17 protein-coding genes and 1 pseudogene are annotated in these 18,670 nt (G+C 58.4%); 5 read left to right on the forward strand and 13 right to left on the reverse strand.

The window, feature by feature from the left end; genetic code table 11:
• Nucleotides 1-109 precede the first annotated feature (109 nt).
• The 3 genes and pseudogenes from JRJ26_13360 (at nucleotide 110) to JRJ26_13370 (ending at nucleotide 1,538) form a co-directional block, all read left to right on the forward strand.
• Nucleotides 110-349 (forward strand): annotated as a pseudogene (locus JRJ26_13360) (type II toxin-antitoxin system Phd/YefM family antitoxin).
• An 8-nt stretch (nucleotides 350-357) separates the two neighbouring features.
• Entirely contained in the window at nucleotides 358-747 is a 390-nt protein-coding gene (locus JRJ26_13365) for a type II toxin-antitoxin system VapC family toxin (protein ID MBW2058475.1), read from the forward strand.
• 62 nt (nucleotides 748-809) lie between these two features.
• A complete protein-coding gene (locus JRJ26_13370) occupies nucleotides 810-1,538 on the forward strand; it encodes a glycerophosphodiester phosphodiesterase (GenBank protein MBW2058476.1) in 729 nt (242 codons plus the stop codon).
• 49 nt (nucleotides 1,539-1,587) lie between these two features.
• Here JRJ26_13370 and mvk read toward each other — a convergent pair whose 3' ends face one another.
• The 12 genes from mvk to JRJ26_13430 all read right to left on the reverse strand — a co-directional run bounded on the left by mvk (nucleotide 1,588) and on the right by JRJ26_13430 (nucleotide 14,180).
• Nucleotides 1,588-2,523 (reverse strand): mevalonate kinase, encoded by a 936-nt coding sequence (gene mvk / locus JRJ26_13375; protein MBW2058477.1) that lies wholly within the window; start codon nucleotides 2,521-2,523, stop codon nucleotides 1,588-1,590.
• 4 nt (nucleotides 2,524-2,527) lie between these two features.
• A complete protein-coding gene (locus tag JRJ26_13380; protein ID MBW2058478.1) occupies nucleotides 2,528-3,790 on the reverse strand; it encodes a DHH family phosphoesterase in 1,263 nt (420 codons plus the stop codon).
• The gene (locus JRJ26_13385) at nucleotides 3,768-4,061 is read right to left on the reverse strand and encodes a hypothetical protein (protein ID MBW2058479.1); all 294 of its coding nucleotides are present in this window, start codon (nucleotides 4,059-4,061) and stop codon (nucleotides 3,768-3,770) included. Before JRJ26_13385 ends, JRJ26_13380 begins: the two co-directional genes overlap by 23 nt.
• Nucleotides 4,062-4,128: 67 nt before the next feature.
• On the reverse strand, nucleotides 4,129-5,340 hold the full coding sequence (locus JRJ26_13390) for an anaerobic glycerol-3-phosphate dehydrogenase subunit C (protein MBW2058480.1): 1,212 nt from the start codon (nucleotides 5,338-5,340) through the stop codon (nucleotides 4,129-4,131).
• Complete coding sequence (gene glpB, locus JRJ26_13395; GenBank protein ID MBW2058481.1) at nucleotides 5,337-6,617, reverse strand: glycerol-3-phosphate dehydrogenase subunit GlpB; 1,281 nt, start codon at nucleotides 6,615-6,617, stop codon at nucleotides 5,337-5,339. The genes JRJ26_13390 and glpB overlap by 4 nt, the downstream gene beginning before the upstream one ends.
• Before the next feature lies 1 nt (nucleotide 6,618).
• Nucleotides 6,619-8,193 (reverse strand): anaerobic glycerol-3-phosphate dehydrogenase subunit A, encoded by a 1,575-nt coding sequence (gene glpA / locus JRJ26_13400; protein ID MBW2058482.1) that lies wholly within the window; start codon nucleotides 8,191-8,193, stop codon nucleotides 6,619-6,621.
• A gap of 260 nt (nucleotides 8,194-8,453) precedes the next feature.
• Nucleotides 8,454-9,011 (reverse strand): glycerol-3-phosphate responsive antiterminator, encoded by a 558-nt coding sequence (locus tag JRJ26_13405; protein MBW2058483.1) that lies wholly within the window; start codon nucleotides 9,009-9,011, stop codon nucleotides 8,454-8,456.
• Between the two features lie 123 nt (nucleotides 9,012-9,134).
• The gene (locus JRJ26_13410; protein MBW2058484.1) at nucleotides 9,135-10,220 is read right to left on the reverse strand and encodes a sn-glycerol-3-phosphate import ATP-binding protein UgpC; all 1,086 of its coding nucleotides are present in this window, start codon (nucleotides 10,218-10,220) and stop codon (nucleotides 9,135-9,137) included.
• 10 nt (nucleotides 10,221-10,230) lie between these two features.
• Nucleotides 10,231-11,073, reverse strand: a complete 843-nt coding sequence (gene ugpE, locus JRJ26_13415; protein MBW2058485.1) for a sn-glycerol-3-phosphate ABC transporter permease UgpE — start codon at nucleotides 11,071-11,073, stop codon at nucleotides 10,231-10,233.
• A gap of 11 nt (nucleotides 11,074-11,084) precedes the next feature.
• On the reverse strand, nucleotides 11,085-11,966 hold the full coding sequence (gene ugpA, locus JRJ26_13420) for a sn-glycerol-3-phosphate ABC transporter permease UgpA (GenBank protein MBW2058486.1): 882 nt from the start codon (nucleotides 11,964-11,966) through the stop codon (nucleotides 11,085-11,087).
• A gap of 77 nt (nucleotides 11,967-12,043) precedes the next feature.
• Nucleotides 12,044-13,360 carry a sn-glycerol-3-phosphate ABC transporter substrate-binding protein UgpB gene (ugpB, locus tag JRJ26_13425; protein MBW2058487.1) on the reverse strand — a complete coding sequence of 439 codons (1,317 nt, stop codon included), beginning with the start codon at nucleotides 13,358-13,360 and terminating at the stop codon, nucleotides 12,044-12,046.
• A gap of 184 nt (nucleotides 13,361-13,544) precedes the next feature.
• Nucleotides 13,545-14,180 (reverse strand): stage II sporulation protein M, encoded by a 636-nt coding sequence (locus JRJ26_13430; GenBank protein MBW2058488.1) that lies wholly within the window; start codon nucleotides 14,178-14,180, stop codon nucleotides 13,545-13,547.
• A 280-nt stretch (nucleotides 14,181-14,460) separates the two neighbouring features.
• On the opposite strand from JRJ26_13430, the gene JRJ26_13435 reads away from it, so the two are divergent.
• Nucleotides 14,461-15,516: a CDP-alcohol phosphatidyltransferase family protein gene (locus JRJ26_13435; protein ID MBW2058489.1), complete on the forward strand. Its 1,056-nt coding sequence runs from the start codon at nucleotides 14,461-14,463 to the stop codon at nucleotides 15,514-15,516.
• Between the two features lie 125 nt (nucleotides 15,517-15,641).
• On the opposite strand, the gene JRJ26_13440 is transcribed toward JRJ26_13435, so the two are convergent.
• Nucleotides 15,642-17,165 carry a transglycosylase SLT domain-containing protein gene (locus JRJ26_13440; GenBank protein ID MBW2058490.1) on the reverse strand — a complete coding sequence of 508 codons (1,524 nt, stop codon included), beginning with the start codon at nucleotides 17,163-17,165 and terminating at the stop codon, nucleotides 15,642-15,644.
• 254 nt (nucleotides 17,166-17,419) lie between these two features.
• On the opposite strand from JRJ26_13440, the gene JRJ26_13445 reads away from it, so the two are divergent.
• Nucleotides 17,420-18,565, forward strand: a complete 1,146-nt coding sequence (locus tag JRJ26_13445; protein ID MBW2058491.1) for a radical SAM protein — start codon at nucleotides 17,420-17,422, stop codon at nucleotides 18,563-18,565.
• The last annotated feature ends 105 nt before the right edge of the window (nucleotides 18,566-18,670 follow it).

The raw sequence follows: 18,670 nt of genomic DNA on the forward strand, positions 1-18,670 counted from the left end.
TGCATCTTTCGGTGACGCTTACCTAGTAACACGGCGGTGGTCCGTTTGACCATGGTCATTGGCTATAGTATGATTAAGGCAGAACCGTCAATGAAAAACGGATCCCAAGATGCAGGAGACAATACCAATTTCAAAGTTCAAGGCCACCTGCCTGCGCCTTTTGGACAACGTCAAGAAGACCGGGAAATCAATCCTGGTGACGCGCAAAGGCGAGCCCGTCGCGCTGGTAACACCGCCTCCACCTCCTCCTCAACCTGATCGATGGCTGGGCTGTATGAGGGATAGTATCAAGATTACAGGTGATATCATATCTCCCCCATTGGATGAAAAAGAGTGGGAGGCATTGAAAGATCGAGGCTGCTCCTTGATACGCACATTATTCTCTGGAGTGCCGCTGAGCCTGAGCGACTCCCCCAAAAGCTCGCAGAGGAGCTGGAAAGCGCATCAAATGAACTCTGGTTTTCTCCAATCAGCGTATGGGAGATTCTCTTGTTGGCCGAAAAAGGGCATATTTCCTTCACCTCAGACATTGAAAGATCAGTACGTGATATTTTTCAAAAGATTCCTCTCAGGGAGGCAGCCATCAACAGGGAAGTAGCGATTCAAGCCCGTTTTGTTAATCTTCCCCACCAGGACCCCGCTGACCGATTTCTGGCAGCCACTGCGTTTGTGTACGACCTGATCCTGGTTACCGCCGATAGAAGAATCATCGCCGCTGAATCCGTTCCGGTCCTGGCAGCGGTCTGATATTCATACGGGTTGCCGCTTTGATCAGTATCGGTGATTGTCTACCTCGATTTGAAGACGCTTTGAACTTCCAAAGACCGATTATCATAGCCCACCGGGGGGCTTCTGCCTATGCAGAAGACAATACCCTCGAATCATTCGAGGAGGCCCTCCGCGCCGGGGCCGACATGATCGAGTTCGATGTGAGAAGGACGAAAGATGGTATCCTTATAGCCCATCACGACCGGTTCGTCCACGGCAAACCCGTCAGCGGACTCACATACGGGGAGATCGAGGAAGACCTCCGGGCAAGACACGTCCATGTGCCCAGATTGGAAGAGGTGCTCGACTTTGCAAGGGGAAGGATCGGGATGGACGTGGAGATCAAGGAGGAGGGATACGAAGACCAGCTCATCGAGCTCGTCCGCAGCCGTTTCGGTGAAGACGGGTTCGTCGTCACCTCCTTCAACGATTCCTCGGTAAGAAGGATAAAGGACGACTTCCCCTGGGTGAGGACCGGGTTGATACTGGGCCGGAAAAAGCCGGACGACTATATAGAAACGAGGTTTTCTGAATTCTTTCCCATGAAGAGATGCAGGATCGCGAGGGCGGACTTCCTCGTACCCCACTTCAAGCTCCTGAGATTCGGCTTTCTGAGTAGGGCGAGAAGGAACAACAAACCCGTCTACGTCTGGACCGTCAACGAAGAGAAGAAGATGGAGCGATTCGCAAGAGACCCCCGGATCGAGGCCATCATAACGGACAGACCCGATCTGGCCGTGCGTGCGAGAGACAAAACCCTCCGTGTGTAACGCAGGTGCATCCCTCGTGCGTGGTCCTTCTCATCCACCGAATCGACCGTCACTCTCCACCCACAGTGGCCCGCATGACCGCGAACCCTTCGCTCTCGATGGCCGAGGCCACCCTCTCCTGGAGCTCCCTGCCAGGTGTGAGGGCCACCATGTATCCTCCCATCCCGCCGCCCGTGAGTTTCGCTCCAAAAGCCCCCTCTCGGAGAGCCAGATCGCACAGGTAGACGAGCTTTTCGTGGGAAAGCCCCATGTCGATCAGGATCCCGTGGTTGTCGGTCATGATCCTGCCGACCCGTTCCAGGTCGCCAGACTCGAGACACCTCCTCACCTCGAGGGCCTGTTCCGTGATGGTCCCGAGCCTCGAGGCAAAAAGCTCGGGGTCCCTCTCTTTCTCCCTGTTGACGAGATCGTCGAGGGCCGCCGTGTTCGCCGAAACACCGCTGTTTCCCAGGACCACCTCGATGGGCTCCTTGACCTCGATTTTTTCCACGGTCTTTCGGCCGTCTCTAAGCTGAAACAGCATGAGGCCCCCATAGCAGGAGGCCGTGTTGTCCACACCGCTAGGCACTCCGTGATAGGCGAACTCCCCTTCCCAGGCCACCTGGTTTATCTCGTCGATCGAAAGACCGAGCCCGAACTCGTCGTTCAGGGCTCTTGCCAGGGAGACACAACTGGCAGCACTGGCACCGACCCCGCTTCCGGCCAAGAGGGTGCCTTCAAAGGTGATCTTGATAGGGGTCTTTGCGGCGTCGATCCCCATCACCTCGAGAATCCTGTTGATCGATCTCGCCTGCTGCTCCTTCTTGCTATCCTTGTATCCCGGCACCTCGATCCGATTGTCCTCAAGCACCCAGCCGCTGCCTCCGGTCCTTTCCACCCTGGCAACGGTCTCGAAGGGGATAGAGGAGACGATGGCCGGAACTCCCTCCAGCACGAACTGATCACCGATCAGAATCGTCTTGCCGTAACCCGTTCCTCTCCCCATTGCATCATCCTCCCGGACTCGACGAGTGTGTCTCAAGAATCCTTTCCATCTCCTCGATGAGGCTCTCTTCTTTGCCCTTGGCCACCGTCGTAGCAGCAGTCAGGCTGTGGCAGGCGTCTGAGAACCCGCCGAGCCTGTCGGTCGCATCCGGAAGGAGCCGGTCGAGTCCCATTGCCCTCTCTCGCCTGATCTCACCTTCCAGATAGGCCGGCACCCGCATGGAGATCTTCACCTGATCCAAGGCCACGGGGCCGAAACCCGGGATTTCGTCGGGAATGGCCTGAAAGCCTGCAACGTAACGCCCGGGATCTATCCAGTCCGCATTCTTGATGGCATCGCAGAAGGCCCCGATCGTCTTCACCCCCATGGGGGAAAAGCGGTTCTCCACGTGAAACCATTGAATGTGGGGAGAATACCTGAGGGCTCCGGCCTTGAGTCTTGCAATCTCTGATTCGAAGGCGCGGGTCCTTGTGGCCTCCAGCTCGCCGGCCATCCTGTCAGACTCTTCCGAAAAACCATCGAGACAAACCCTGACAGCTACTTCCGGCCCTCCCCTGTAGTATCCGACCCCTCCCAGGACGTCCAGATAGGCCGCAAACCGGTCGCACGGCAGCTCACCCCGGGATGTCCTGAGAATATACCTTTCTCCTCTCTCCGCCTCCTGGATCTCGAGCCTCCCCTGGCGGACCGCCTCCATGGCTGCCGCCCTGTTCTCGCTCACAAGCCTCCCCTCCACGAAGAACTCATCCCCTACGGCCCCCAGGGCCGCGAGATCGGCCATGTCCCGGTTGGCCGGATCGAGGCTCCCGGCAAAGAGATAGCACGTGGTGGAGGCCGAAATGTCCCTGTCTCCCTTGAGACCGAAAAGATCAGGATCGAGATTATGGACCCTGGGATCGGTCGCCTCCCGGGCCGCATGGTGATCGAGAATCAGGGTGAGATTCCTCCCCCTGTTCAACCCGGAGAGCATCGGGGCGATTCTCCCGGCGAAGTCTGCGAAAACGAAGATCTGCCCGTCCTCCTCAAAGAGCCTTTCGAGGACCTCCGGATAAGGCTTCTCCAGGCAGAGACGATGGACCCGGTATCCGTCTCTTTCAAAGGCCCTGGTGAGTATCGCCCCCGAGCAGAGGCCGTCGGCGTCGTTGTGGTGGAAGATATGAATCTCGTTTTTCGGCCACGCCCTGAGCTCCCCGATCGCCACTTCCACGGCCTCGACCCACGGTTCGATCATTGCCGTAGGACCGTTAGTCCTCGACGAACTCTCCATTTTCTATCTCTTTGGACTTGAGGTTCCTGTCCCCGTCGAATCTCATTCGCACCTGGATCGCATTCTTGCAGCGCCCCCCGATTATCTCCTTGTTCAAGAAGTAGGTGACGCTTCCGTCCTCACCGAAATCCTGCGCGAGGTCGGTCGACTTGTTGATGAAGAGATTGAATATCTCTCCGCAGGCCGCACAACGGACCTTTAAGAAAAACCCATCCGAAGACCGGGGAGAGGGGCCGCCGCCAAAGAGCTTTTGGGTCAGCTTCTTGAGCATGAAGCGCCTCCTTGAGACTGTGTATCCCCATTGTAGGCGTTTCCCTGAGGGATTGCAACAGGTCTTGTCATGCTCTACCCCGCCTATAGGCGTCTCTCAGGATCTGCAGGGGATGGACCGCATCGAGCCCTGTAAGGTGCCTGATCTGCATCCTGCACCCCTCGCAGTCCGAAACAACCACGCTCGATCCGAACTCTTCAAGGGCCCTTACGAGATTCTGGCCGATAGCCACGGAGATGTCGTACGTCTCCTTCTTGAATCCATAGGTACCGCCGAGGCCGCAACAGCCTGCATCGATGTCCACCAGCTCCAGACCCGGGATCAGTTGGAGCAGGTCTATGGCAGGAAGGCCGATTCCCAACGATCTCAAATGGCAGGGCGCATGGTAGGGCAGCCGGTCCTTCAAGGGCTCGAAGTCCGTATTGAGTTCTCCCCTTTCGTGAAGCATCAGCAGGTACTCGGATACGTCGAAGATCCTTTCGGCCACCCGTTGGGCTCCCTCGATTCTGAAAAACTCCGGGTATTCGGAACGAATCATGTGGCCGCATGTGGCCGAACTGAAAACGATGTCGTATCCCTCATCGACCACCCTGGCCAAGGAACGGACGTTTCTCTCGCCCAGGGCCCTCGCCGATTCGAGGTCCCCCTGTCCCAGAGAGGGCATGCCGCAGCACTCCTGGTAGGGGAGGACGACCTCGAAGCCGTTTTTCTCAAGAACCTCTACCACTGCAATCGCCACATCGATCTCGTTTGTGTTGGCGTAGCATCCATAGAAATAGGCCACTTTCCTCTGCCCCTTGGACCTGTGGCTCCTGAACCACCCGCGAAAGGTCTCCTTTTCATAGCCGGGCAGCGGCCTCCTCCGGTCTATGGCAAGGAGGCGATCGGAAACTCCCCTGAAAAGACGGCTCCTGAGCACCATATTGGTAAGGGAAGCCAAGGACACGGCAGCCGAACCGAAAAGATGGGTGTGGCCCAGCAGCCAGTCTCTCGGGCTGAATCCCTTCTCTCCGGCCAGCTTGGCCTTTGCCATGAGGGTGAGGTCGGAGACGTTGACCCCGGCCGGACAGACAAGATCGCACTTGCCGCAGCCGATGCAGAGGCTCACCCAGGGATCCGCGGATCGATCCTGAGGGCGTCGAAACCGCTGGGCATCGGGGCCGGCCTGTTTGGAACCGAGAAAATCCCCTGTTACTCGGGCAACGGGACAGTACTCCGTACATATCCCACACTTAATACACTGGTCGCTTCTATCCGCCACCGGGGTCTTCTGTTTCATTTTTCCACCAGATTCTGGACAGCCTTGTAACCCGTACCCACCGCCACCCCGCTTCCGGATTTCTCCCTGGCAGGGTCGTGATGTCCAAGTATTGAACCGGCCAAGAAGAGATTCTCAAGCACCGGCCCGCCTTTCCCGTCAACGGGGTTGAGCCGGTCGTTCGTCTTGATGCCGGCCCTGTTGATGGGATGGCCTTCCTTTGCGAAAAAGTCATCGGAGAACCACTCGGCTCTTCCCTCCGGCTGCACGACCGGCAGGTCGAATATGGGTTCCACGATCCGATCGTGCTCCGCCCTGAGTCCGCCTCCGAAAAACCTTCCGGTGGCGAGAACAAAAGAATCCGCCTCATGGACCCTCTGCTGGCCTGAGGGGGTCTTGACCACAACCCCCCGGCAATGACGGCCTTTCCGAACCGCCGAGACCACCTCGACACCCTGGATCATCTTCACCCCCTTTGCCCTGAGGGCCCGCTGGAAGGCGTCAAACAACCTCATTCCAGGGATCGACGGGGGAAGGACAGAGAGTTCAAAAACCTCTGAGCCTATCCGTGCCTCGAGGTCGAGCTTCACTCCCTGTGGATCACGGAGGCCCAACACGGCCGGAAAGCCGACGAGCCTCTCCCCTTCCATTATCCCCCGGACTCTTTCGGCCACCGCTTCCCTGAAGGCCCCCACATCGAACTGGAGAGCCAGCGAAGAACCCTTGAAGCTGTTCCGGCCCCCGATGTCTGCGACCTCAACATACCCGCTCCTCACCTCCGGGCCGCCGCCGCCCTCCCCTCCGGAGTTGCGCAAGTTCCGCGCAGCATAGGCAGGATAGAAACCGGCAAATTCGTGGAATCCCACGAGCAGGGTCGGCTCGGAAAAAACGCCCTTTCCTCCGACCATGGTGGAGGGAACCAGGTATGAGGGTCTCGCAGAGCCGATACCGGTCGGAAGCACCGTGTTTTTTCGCCCTTCGCCGGTGTAACGGTAGCCCCCGGAGGAAAAGAGGGCGGACAATGAGGCCAGGGCATGCTCCAGATCCTCCAGGCCTACCTTTGAGTAGGGATGATCCGGCCTCTCCTCTATCAACCGGCCGAGAGCGGAAAATGGGTCCTCCTCGATCTCCATGCTCTCCTCAGGGTAGTACCCGAGCAGGTCTATCCCACCCGGGGAGACATGGATCATTCCCATGCCCTTTGCCAGTATCAGCGTCCTGAGGCCGCAATCGGCCGCTGTCTTTGCGGCCATGAGCCCGGAAAGTCCGGCGCCGATTACAATGACATCGTGTTTCATCCTACCTCCCCGAAAGTCTCGCCGGCCCCTTCTTCTCAAGGCCGAATATCCCGATGTAGATTTCTTCGGCCACCTGCTCCTCCCTGAGTTGGTCGCCCTCCACCACGGGCCTCACACCCTTCCACCGACGCTCCAAGAAATCCTTCAACATCTCATCCGGAAACCCTTCCCCGGCCCCGCCCGCCTCCAGCAGAGTGCCGAGGCTCCTGTACGCGCAGAAGGCCCCCTGGCAGGGACCGGTCCCCATGCGCGTCAGCATCCGAATATCGTTCAAATCAGAGGCCCCGTCCTCGATCACCGCCTTCTCTATCTCTCTCCGGGTGACAAGCTCGCACTCGCAGAGAATCAGATCCTTCCCCGGATCCTTTCTTTCTTCCGGGGAGGTCTTTCTCAACCGCTCCGCCAGGCTGACAAAACCGTGCTTCCTGGAACCCGGGAGGGGTTCGAGGTGGGTCGCACAGGAGGCGGTAACGCCGAGTTTCTCGCAGGCCGCATCCACGGCCTTCTCGGCCATCAGCCTGTAGGTGGCCATCTTGCCGCCGACGATGCTCAGAAGTCCCCGGACCCCTTGCTCCTCTTCATGGTCGATGACGACAAATCCCCTGCTCACCTGTCGATCGTTCTTCACGCCAGCCTGCATGAAAAGGGGACGCACCCCGGCATAGGCCCGGATGAGCCTCGCCAAGCCCACAGAGGGAATCATCCTGGCGGTCTCCTCCAGCAGGAGTCTGACCTCATCGGGCTCGACTGTGAGCCGATCCAGGTCTTCCACCTGGATCGACGTGGTGCCGATCAGACCCGTGGTCTCGTTCGGGACGATTATGTCTCCATCCGAGGGGGGCCGGCACCTGTTGACCACGGTCTCTGTCAGCCGCCTGCTCGTTACCAGGATGCTTCCCTTTGAGTAGACAAGGGGAATCGAAAGTCCGAGGCTGCGGACCACCTGGCCGGCCCAGGCACCCGCGGCATTGATGACGAATCCGGAAAAGGCTTCGAAGACCTCTCCTGTCCTGACATGGGTGCCCCGGACACCCCTCACCCTTCCTCCCTCGGCAAGCAGGCTATCCACCCTCGCATGGGTAATGATCGTCCCGCCGTGAATTTGAGCCGCCCTGGCGTTTTCCGCCGCGAGGGTGAAGGGATTGATCGAACCGTCAGGAACCCTTACAGCACCGATCAACTCGCCCGAGAGACTCGGCTCGAGGGCAAGAGCCTCCTCAGGGGAGAGTCGCTCCACCGGTATGCCCACGGCGCCGCAGGCCGAGATAAACCGCTCCTGGTATTCCAATCCATCCTCGGGGAGGGAGACGAAAAGACCCTCTGTCTCCTCGACGCAGCTTGCGGCTATTTCCCTCAGGATCCTGTTCTCCTGGTAACACTCCTTTGCAGACGGGGGGTCGGAAACCACGTAGCGGCAGCCGCTGTGAAGGAGTCCCTGGCAGGCCCCCGTGGCCCCACTGGCAAGGTCGCTCTTCTCAAGAACCAGGCAGCTCAATCCCCTGAGGCCGAGGTCCCGGGCGATACCGGTACCTGTTGATCCACCTCCGATAACGATGACGTCGGCTTCGAGCACCATCTCGGATTCCCTCTGTCGGCACAAAAAAATCCTGATAGTCCTGCGCCCCAAAACCCGGTGCGCCTCCTATCAGGACTCTCTCTTTTGTCTCTGTCCTGTAAAGATATAACAAGACGCGAAGGGCTTTGTCAAGTGGCCGCCTTCACCCTATGCGCTCTCTATCTTCACTTGGTCCGACCCAGACCATTTGCCGGCGGTATCATTCCTCCGCCTTGCCCAAGAGCCTGCCCTGACAGGAGGAGACCGGAACACCTGGAAGGTCACAGCAGGTGGTAGCTCGTGGTCGATATCGCCACAGCCCCTGAAGCAAGGATCTCTTCCACCTCACGCTCTTCCGTTATCAACCCGCCGGCGATGACCGGGGTGGATGTTCTCGCCCGGATCGCGTTCATGATCTTGGGCACGATCAAACCCGGCAGGATCTCGACTGCATCGGGTCTCGAGTTCACCACCACGTTCAGGCCTCCTGCCAGGGATTCCGAATCGAGGACAAAGATCCGCTGAACGGTAGACAGGCCTTCCTTCCTGGCAGCGGCAACGAGGTTGCTCTTGGTGGTGATGATGCCGTCCGCCCGGCTCTCTCTGGCAAGATAACGCACCCCGGAGCTGTCCTTGCCGATTCCCTTTATGAGGTCTATATCGACAAAAACGAGCCTGTTGAGGCGCCTGGCCTCATCGACGATTCTGGGGATGTCGAATATCGTACCCCCGAGAAGGAACAACACCCCCACGTTCGGGAACTCGGGGAAAGGTGGATTACCGAGGTCCCTAAGGGCCGCGACCAGCGGCTTCTCTTTCAGAACGGCGAGAAAATCCATGTAAGAGCCTATTTCTCACAAAAGGTCCGGCAAGCAAAGCAGTACAGCGAGGGCAGGCTTCTTGCCCGTTGAGACGACCAAACAGTACTTCCCCGGAGATCGCCGGGCCGTTGAAGCCTGAACTCAGGTGGAGCCCAGACGAGCCCCGCTTTCAGGGTCAAACAGGTGCAATCGCTCCGGGTCACACCTGAGGGGCAGGGTTTCGGCCGTTGCGACCTTCATGACACCCGGCACGCGAACCGTAACAAGGCGTCGATCCTCCCCCAGATGCCCGTGGACAACCGTGTCGGCCCCGAGTGCCTCAATCATGTCGACCTTCAGATGGACCTGGGCCGAGCTCTCCTCCGTCACGACCAGATGCTCGGGCCGGATGCCGAGGGTCACCTGCCTGCCTCCCCGGGCAGAGAGGCTTTCATCCGGAAGGGGCAGGGTCTCCCCTCCAGAGAGCTCGATCCCTCTTCCTCGACTATCCAGCCGTGCCGGAAGAAAGTTCATGGAGGGTGAGCCGATGAAACCGGCGACAAAAATGGTCCTTGGCCGTTGATAGATCTCCAGGGGCGTACCGATCTGTTCAACCACACCGTCCTTCATCACCACGAGGCGGTCACCCAGGGTCATCGCCTCCACCTGGTCATGGGTGACGTAGATACTGGTGATCTTCAGGTCCTCGTGAAGCCTCCGGATTTCAAGTCGCATCTGGACTCGCAGCTTGGCGTCGAGGTTGCTGAGGGGTTCGTCAAAAAGAAAGACCTTGGGCTCCCGTACAATACACCTGCCCATGGCAACACGCTGCCGTTGCCCCCCCGAGAGCTGTCTCGGCTTCCTGTCCAGGAAGTCGGTCAGCTCCAGGATCCTTGCGGCATCGCGGACCCTTCTTTCGATCTCGGGTTTGGGCATGCCCCGTATCCTGAGGCCGTAGGCCATGTTCTTGTAGACCGTCATATGGGGATAGAGGGCATAGTTCTGGAATACCATGGCGATATCCCTGTCGGCGGGTTCCAGGCGGTTGACCACCTTTCCATCGATGGCAATCTCGCCGCTGGTAATCACTTCAAGTCCCGCAACCATGCGGAGCACGGTCGATTTGCCACAGCCAGAGGGACCCAGGATCACGATAAACTCGCCGTCCCTGATCTCGCAGCTTATTCCATGGATAACCTCGGTCTTCCCGAACTTCTTGTACACATCCCTGAGACTGACATCGGCCATAGCCGTACCCCTATTTCTCGGTTTCGGTCATGCCTCGAACAAACTGCTTCTGCATGAAGATGACGACGAGCACCGGCGGGATCATCGCCAGCATGGAAGAGGCCATGATGATGTGCCATTCCGCCTGCCCCTCCCCAACGTCGAGCATCCGCTTGATGCCGATCAGAACCGTGTAGTAACCCTCGTTCGTGGTGATCAGCAGAGGCCAGAGATACTGATTCCAACCGTAGATAAAGAGGATCACGAATAGAGCCGCAATCGAGGTGCGTGACATGGGCAACAGGATATCGAAGAAGAAACGGATAGGGCCGCCCCCGTCGATTCTCACCGCCTCGCAGAGCTCATCGGGCACCGTCATGAAGAACTGGCGAAACAGAAAAGTGGCCGTAGCCGAGGCGATGAGAGGGAGGATCAACCCCGAGTAAGAATCGAGCATCTTGAGATCGGCCGCAACCTTGTAGGTCGGTAGAATACGAACCTCCACAGGCAGCATCAGGGTAATAAAAATCATCCAGAAAAAGAACATGCGGAAGCGGAACCTGAAATAGACGATGGCATAGGCGGCAAGCAGGGAGATGGCAATCTTCCCGAAGGTGATTCCCAGGGCCATGATCAGGCTGTTGAGCATCATCCTGCCCACAGTAGCCCCCACCTCGGTCGTTCCCAGAGTCAGGGCCCGGATGTAATTCTCGATCAGATGCTTTCCCGGCAGAAGGGGAAAGGACGTCGTTATCTCCCCCAGGGTGTGCGTCGAAGCGACAAAGGTGACGTAGATGGGGAAGGCGAGAATCAACATGCCCAGAACCAGCACCGCGTGGGTCAGAAAGGTAAGCCAGGGACGATGTTCAACCATCAACGGCTCCTCTAGTAGTGCACTTTCCGCTCGATATAGCGAAACTGAACAACCGTGAGAGAGATGACGACGATCATCAGAATAACCGACTGAGCCGCGGACCCTCCGAGATCCAAACTCAGAAACCCGTCGTGATAGACCTTGTAGACCATGATGTTTGTGGCGTCGTTCGGCCCTCCTTCGGTGATGGCATGGATCACACCGAAGGTGTCGAAGAAGGCATACACGATGTTCATTACTATCAAGAAGAAGAACGTAGGCGACAGCAAGGGGAAGGAGATCGTCCAGAATCGCTTCAGCGGCGAAGCACCGTCGATGGCCGCCGCCTCGATGAAGGACCTCGGAACGGCCTGAAGCCCGGCCAGGAAGAAGAGAAAATTGTAGGCGATCTCACGCCAGGCGGCTGCGATGACAACCAGGAACAACGCCTGCCCCCCGTTCAGGGTGTGGTTCCAGTCGTATCCGAGGGTCTTAAGATAGAAGGCAACGATCCCCACTGTCGGGTTGAAGAGAAAGTACCACAGCACCGCGGCTACGACGGGAGCAACCGCATAGGGCCAGATAATCAGGGTCTTGTACGTGGTGGCTCCCCGAATGACCCGATCCGCCATTGCAGCGAGAACCAGGGCAACCGACATGGCGATTGCCGCAACCGAGAAACTGAAGACCACCGTCACGTAGATGGAGTGCAGGTAGATCTCGTCGGTGAAGATCTGCTGGAAGTTCGCCAGCCCGACAAAGGCCGAGGAAAGACCGAAAGGGTCTTGCTGCAGGACAGACTGGTAGATCGCCTGGGAAGCCGGCCAGATGAAGAATATGAGGGTGATGATGATCTGGGGCGCAACCAGGAGATAGGGAAGAAACCTGTGTCTGAAGACAACCCGTTTTTCCATAAGAGACCGATGGACTCTGAAGAGGGCGGCCGGACCCGGCCACGGCGGTGGATGGGTCCGGTTCCGCCCCATGGCAGCTATTTGTGGGCTCTTTCAAACTTGCGCAGTAGCTTGTTCCCGGCAGCCACCGCGTCGTCCAACCCCTCCTGCGCGCTCTTCTTTCCGGCAAAGATGGCTTCCAGCTCACCGTAGATGATGCTGCGCTCCTGCACGTAGTTGCCGAACCGCAGGCCTCTGGAGTTTTCGGTCGGTTTGTGGAGGGTCATCTGCTTCAATGCGGTTTCCATCCCCGGATTCTTCTCGTAGAATCCCTGCCCCTTTGTCAGGTAGTAGGCGTCAGTCGTAATCGGCAGGTATCCGGTAAACTGATGCCAGTCGGCCTGGACAGAAGGTGAGGAGAGATAGCCGAAAAAGGTTGCCACACCCCTGTAATCCTCGGCGGGATGCCCGGCCATCACCCAGAGGCTCGCGCCGCCGATAATCGTGTTCTGAGGAGCTCCGGGCACATCCGGCCAATAGGGGAGCATGCTCGTTCCGAACTCGAACTTGCAGGTCTTCTTGAAACCTGCATACCCGGCTGAAGATTCCGTGTACATGGCCACTTCTTCGGAGGAGAACTTGGCGTTGCCAAGGTTTCGCCGCCCACCGTAAACGAATATCTTTTCCTTCTGCCAGTCGGCCAGTTGCTGGATATGCCTCACCTGCAGGGGTCCGTTGAAGACAAACTCCGTATCCAATCCACCAAAACCGTTTTGTTTGGTTCCGAACGGCACATTGTGCCATGCGCTGAAGTTCTCGAGGTGGATCCAGGAGATCCACGCGGTTGAGAAGCCGGCAGAGTAGCCCGCCTTGACCAGTTTCCTCGCGTACTCGGCCACCTCGGGCCATGTCTTGGGCGGCTTGTTCGGATCGAGGCCCGCCTTCCTGAAGGCATCTTTGTTGTAGTACAGGACAGGGGTCGAACTGTTGAAGGGCATGGACAACATCCTGCCGTCGGGTGTGGTGTAGTAGCTGATCACCGTGGAAAGATAGGCATTGGGGTCAAACGGCACTCCCGATTCCGCCATTACCTCATAAACCGGTTTGATGGCCCCCCTGGCCGCCATCATGGTCGCCGTCCCCACCTCAAAGACCTGAAGGATATGAGGCGGATTCTTTGAGCGGAACGCCGCAATACCGGCAGTCATGGTATCAGGATAGCTCCCCTTGTATGTCGGTACCACCCGGTACTTGCTCTGCAGGCTATTGAAACCCGCGGCAATGGCATTGACCTTCTCCCCCAGCCGCCCCCCGTGAGCATGCCACCACTGGATTTCAGTGACCGCCTGCGCACCGGTCACGGCAAGGCCGAGAACAAAAACAGCAATGAACAAAACCAATCGAGACCTTCTCATGCCGAATCCTCCTTTCTTTTCAAAAACATTCAAAACTATCTCGTCCCCGATCCCTCCTTTCTCCCGTGATTGACCTCCCAATTTCAGTCTAGCCTCAAACCAAATCCGATGCAAGTGGAAATCAAAGAGAGGGACTTCCGTGACATCAAGCGACATGAGACCGGGCCGTTGAAGGCGAAAGATTTCAGGGGCCGCGCAGAACGCCGGTCCCCCCGGAGGGCCCTGTTCCTCTCCCCTTCCCTCCAACCCTCGCGCCCCATTTGATGAGGGCCACTTCTGTGAAGGCGGCAACCAGCAGGAGAGGCAGGATGAGGGCCAGATACACGGTCAGACCTTTGTCCAGCACCGCAAGGGATCCTGAGAAGGAGAAGCGACCGAGCACAGACAGCCCCAGCTCCATTCCCTCAGAAAGGCTGATCCACGTGGCAGGAAACTCCAAAAGGGCCACCGGGTTGAGGACAAGGCCCAGGAGACTCCACGTGCCTGTCTCTTCCACGACGATCACCCCCACATTCAGTCCGATAAGAAACCCGAACAAGAAGGGGAGGACGCCGGACATCCCCGAGACTATGTTCACAAGAAGGGAGGCGGCGTTGAGAAGAAAGATCAGCGCCACCATCTTCAAGAAAGGCGTCCCCGGATGAACCCACCCCTGGATTCGGCGCCACAGCCACCTTGGATAGACCAGCAGCGGCCTGATCTGTTTCTCCACCACCAGGGGGGAACACAAAAGGCCTCCAAAAAAGAGGAGTGCGGCACAGACCAGCAGATCCCCCCTCAGGGAGTGCACGAGGCGCAGGTAGAATGCCAGTGCTTCCAAGATCACCCCCGGACCCAAGTGGAATCATTTAGAAGAGGCTACTTTCATCCCGCGACGGACGGCTCAGGGCTTGCCCCGGGGCCGCCTGCAGCGTCTCTGTCGGAGCAGGGATCCACGACCTCCCGGCAAGGCGAGGCAGAAGGTCTCGCAACAAAGCATTGCCTGCCCGAGAAAATTGATTTATTCTTTGTCTTGGCATCCTAATTGACCCGTCCGGATTCTGACCGCGGTCTTCCGGGCGGTCTACCACAAAAAGAGCTCGATCCTGCAGGCAGATCCTGTGAGAATCACGGCAAATCAGCTTACCATTATACGAATCATCTGTCTCCCCATTCCCTGCGTCCTTCTTTACGGGGGTCTTGCGGCAAAGCTCGTCGCCCTGTCTCTGTTCGCCCTGCTCGGATTCACCGACTATCTCGACGGAGTCCTGGCAAGACGTTACGGGACGACACCTTTTGGAACCCTTTTCGATCCCATAGCGGACAAGATCTTCATAACCGTCATTTACATCCCCTTTGTCCAACTCGGTTATGTTCCCCTCTGGGCGGCCTTTCTCCTCTTCCTTCGAGAGTTCCTCATCACGGAGATCCGGCGCCTTCTGAGCCGCACAAAACAGGAGCTCCGGGTGACTGAACTCGCCAAGTCGAAGACGACCATTCAAATGGGCGGGGCCGCCTTCATCCTCCTGGTCTATCTCGTCCCTGACAGGAGACTGGTTGTCGCCCTCTTCTGCCTTCCCCTCGCCGTCGCGGTGGTCCTTGCCGCCGTCGACCTGATCCGCCGGGGGAGAATACCGCACCGAACCATGCTGGCTCTCGGCTGTTTTTCATACATCCTGGCGATCGCGGCCGTCTTCCCGAAGAGGCAGAGCGCCCTCCTCTATATGGTAGTGATCCTGGGGTTCACCTACGCTTCCGGCCTGCAGTACCTGAGGGTCTTCTATTCTGCCTGGAGGGAAACCGGGGGGAGCCTCCTAGGGGTATTCCTCCGGCTTATCACCGGCTTTCTGGTCCCAATGGCCGCACTGGCCATGGTCCGTTTCGTTCCGGAAGCTTCATGGATGGTGATTCTCATTCTCTCATTCGATTTCGCCTCGCAGGGCCTGGATATCTGGGTTGCGGCCCTCGGCAGGGAAGAGAGAACCAAGGAGAGACTGAAGCGGATGGTGATGATCCCCCTGGCCTTGATCGCGGGGGTCGGATTTTTCGCCTTCACCGACGTCCAGACCGCTGCCACGGCGTTTCTATGGATTTCCCTCTCTCTGAGCGGTATCTACGGGGCGGTCGATTTCTACGGGCACCGGCAACTCCTTCTTGCCAGCACATCCTCATCTTAACCTTCCGGGAGTCTCTTCCACCGCCCCTGGACAGGGGTTCCGGGGTTTTCACGGAGAATCGCGAGGGTAACGCGAGGCTTTCCAGGGTAAAACGGACCCGCGTGCTTCTCTTCCCGGCAGGCTTTCTACCTCACGGGAATCTTGAGCTTCTGGCCCACCCGAATGAAGTTCCTCTGGACGATTCCGTTGGCCTTGGCAATGGAGCGTATCGAGGTGTGGTATCTCCTGGCGATGTGGGAGAGGGTCTCACCTCGTCTGACTCGGTGGTATACATACCGCCTCTTGGGAGGAACGTAGACCGGGATCTTTTCGAGCCTCGCCAGGAGGAGTCGTCCCTTGCCCGAGGGTACCCTGAGACTGTAGCCTTTCGGGGTAACCTTGTATCGAAGCTCCGGGTTGAGCTCAACCAGCATGGCTTCCGGAACTCCTATCTGACGCGCCACATCCCTCAGTCTCACCCTCTTGGCTATTCTCACCTCTTCAAAAGCCATGGGCGGATCCGGGCCGTCCAGTACGAAGCCGTACCGCTCAGGATCCGCTATGATGTGGAGGACGGCGAGATACCTGGGCACGTAACGGGCGGTCTCCCGCGGCAGCCTCCCGTATAGATCCCAGAAGTCGTCGAGATAGTTGATCCTCTGGCGCCGAATCTCGCGGAGGACCGTGCCCTCGCCGCAGTTGTAGGCGGCGAGCACGGTCGTCCAATCCCCGAAGATCCCGTGAAGCTCTTTCAGATATTCGATGGCGGCCCTGGTCGACTTTTCCACATTCATCCGCTCGTCGATCCACCGGTTCCTTCTCAGGCCGAACTTGTATCCCGTGGAAGGGATGAACTGCCAGAGGCCGAGAGCGCGGGACCGGGAGAGGGCCCTCACCTTGAAGCCGCTCTCAATCAGGGGGAGCCATGAGAGTTCGGCAGGCAGGCCGGCCTCTTCGAGTTTCTCCTGGATGTAGGGACGGTACCTGCCGGACCGGGAATAGGCCTGGAGAAAGAAATCCCTGTCCTTGGTTTGGAAGCGCTTTATCTCCGCCTCCACGTAACCGTTCATGACCAGAGGGATCTCTTTGTAGTTCCCATTCACCCCATTGAGACGGGACGCGTAGATCTCCAGAATCCTCTTGGATATGAGAAAGCGGAGATCATCTATCTGCTGGGCTATCTCAGGGTCTTCCCTGCGATTGATGTCCAGTATCGACTGGTAGGCCTGGTCGAGGCTCTTCTTGGCCTCGTCCAACCTGCCCGCCTTCCAGAGATCCTGAGACTTCTGGCAGAAGTCGATGGCATCGTAGAGCCGCGCCTGGTCGGCGTTCTCATCTTCTTTGACATCATCCGGAGAGTGGCCGTTCTTATCACCAGGATCTTCGCGGCCCTGGCCCTCCGCAACCCCGCCGGCCTCTTCTCCTGCCCCGGACGGATCTCCATCCAGGGCCGGGCCTGTCGACCCGGTACCAGAGGGCCCGGCGAAAACACGCCAGTCGAGATCCGTCCATTCCAGACCCGCCTGTAGGCCGGGGGGATCCGAACCGGGTTCGGGGGTCCCGGGGGAGGATCCCTTTACGGCTACACCTGAACACGAAACAACGAGGAAGCCGGTGAGAGAAAGGACGGCACCGACGGTCAGACTTCTGAATCCGAAGGGATTTGCCATAATAGCGGTTCTCATACCACCGGAAACACCGGTGAGTCAAGGGGTCTTGGACACAACAAGGTGCGTTATGGCCAGGGAACGGCACCCGGCGGTGCAGGCTTGAGGGATCTTTTCTACGGCGATGATGCGGTGCAATTTCTGGACCAAGCCGTCCGCGGGCGGATCCGTTCCCCTGTGCCGCGCGCGATCGGAACCCCAAGAGGATGAAAAAGATCCTCCCGGCATGGTATCATGGATAGTTCCGAGGAGATCCTATGTTTGAATTCGAACAGGGACCGATACGACCGCCGAGCGAGGCCCGTAGCCTGCTGATTCGAGCGACCCGGAACTGCCCGTGGAACCGCTGCGAATTCTGCCACACTTACAAGGGCCGGAAATTCCAGATCCGTCCTGTACCCGAAATCAAGAAGGATATCGAGAGGGCCAGGGAGATCGCCGACGAGATCCGCGAGATCTCCTGGCGTCACGGTTGCGGCGGCGAGATCACCGACGAGGTTGTAAGAATCGTCTACGGGGACTACTCCAGGTACGGCGAGAGCCATCGATCCGTGGCAGCATGGCTCTACTTCGGGGGAAGCCAGGCCTTTATCCAGGATGCAAACAGCCTGATCATGAAAACCGAAGATCTCGCCGACGTCCTGGCCTTCCTGAAACAGGAGTTCCCCTCCATCACGCGCATCACCACCTATGCCCGCTCCAAGACGCTGGCCTCCAAGACCGTGGAAGAACTGACGGCCCTCCGCAAAGCCGGTTTGTCCAGGATCCACGTGGGCCTTGAAACGGGCCACGATCCGCTGCTTGCCTACATACGAAAAGGCGTTACCGCCGCCGAGCACGTGGAGGCGGGCAGGAAAGTCGTGGAATCGGGGATCTCTCTGTGTGAGTATGTGATGCCGGGTCTCGGCGGAAAGAGATGGAGCACGGAACACGCGGTCGCGACGGCCACGACCCTCAACCGGATCAACCCGCAATTCATCCGGCTCCGCACTCTCTGCGTAAGCAGCGATATGCCTCTCTACCGGAAGGTCGAATCAGGCGAGATGGAACTGCTGGAAGAGGACGATGTGGTGCGGGAGATCCGCCTTTTTGTCGAGCGACTCGAGGGGATCCGGAGCTGCCTCGTGAGCGACCACATCCTCAACCTCCTCGAAGAGGTCGAGGGCAGGCTGCCGGAAGACAAGGAGAAGATGATCGCCCTCATCGACCGTTACCTCTCGCTGCCGGCACGAGATCGGTTGGCCTTCAAGGTAGGCCGGCGGGCAGGTCTCTATCGGCGTCTCGACGACCTCCGGGACAGCGAGAGGCGTCTCAGGGTGGAAGAGATCATCGGCCGCCTGGACCAGAGGGGAGAAGGAAAGGCGGAAGAGAGCCTCAGAGCGCTGATGAACCGTTTCATCTAGACGCCGGGAGCTTCCAGGCCGGCCCTTTGTCAAGCAGTCGCCACCGAAAACCCCGCCTCCGCTCGACCTCCTGAACCCGGCCTTGCGGCCTCAGAAAGCAGGAGC

The organism is Deltaproteobacteria bacterium, assembly GCA_019308905.1.
GTDB lineage: Bacteria > Desulfobacterota > BSN033 > WVXP01 > WVXP01 > JAFDHF01.

Excerpts from the sequence above, each read along its gene's own strand:
- mvk (MBW2058477.1), bottom strand. The coding sequence starts at position 2,523 with ATGGGGAGAGGAACGGGTTACGGCAAGACGATTCTGATCGGTGATCAG.
- JRJ26_13380 (MBW2058478.1), bottom strand. The coding sequence starts at position 3,790 with ATGGAGAGTTCGTCGAGGACTAACGGTCCTACGGCAATGATCGAACCG.
- JRJ26_13385 (MBW2058479.1), bottom strand. The coding sequence starts at position 4,061 with ATGCTCAAGAAGCTGACCCAAAAGCTCTTTGGCGGCGGCCCCTCTCCC.
- JRJ26_13390 (MBW2058480.1), bottom strand. The coding sequence starts at position 5,340 with ATGAAACAGAAGACCCCGGTGGCGGATAGAAGCGACCAGTGTATTAAG.
- glpB (MBW2058481.1), bottom strand. The coding sequence starts at position 6,617 with ATGAAACACGATGTCATTGTAATCGGCGCCGGACTTTCCGGGCTCATG.
- glpA (MBW2058482.1), bottom strand. The coding sequence starts at position 8,193 with ATGGTGCTCGAAGCCGACGTCATCGTTATCGGAGGTGGATCAACAGGT.
- JRJ26_13405 (MBW2058483.1), bottom strand. The coding sequence starts at position 9,011 with ATGGATTTTCTCGCCGTTCTGAAAGAGAAGCCGCTGGTCGCGGCCCTT.
- JRJ26_13410 (MBW2058484.1), bottom strand. The coding sequence starts at position 10,220 with ATGGCCGATGTCAGTCTCAGGGATGTGTACAAGAAGTTCGGGAAGACC.
- ugpE (MBW2058485.1), bottom strand. The coding sequence starts at position 11,073 with ATGGTTGAACATCGTCCCTGGCTTACCTTTCTGACCCACGCGGTGCTG.
- ugpA (MBW2058486.1), bottom strand. The coding sequence starts at position 11,966 with ATGGAAAAACGGGTTGTCTTCAGACACAGGTTTCTTCCCTATCTCCTG.
- ugpB (MBW2058487.1), bottom strand. The coding sequence starts at position 13,360 with ATGAGAAGGTCTCGATTGGTTTTGTTCATTGCTGTTTTTGTTCTCGGC.
- JRJ26_13440 (MBW2058490.1), bottom strand. The coding sequence starts at position 17,165 with ATGGCAAATCCCTTCGGATTCAGAAGTCTGACCGTCGGTGCCGTCCTT.
- JRJ26_13445 (MBW2058491.1), top strand. The coding sequence starts at position 17,420 with ATGTTTGAATTCGAACAGGGACCGATACGACCGCCGAGCGAGGCCCGT.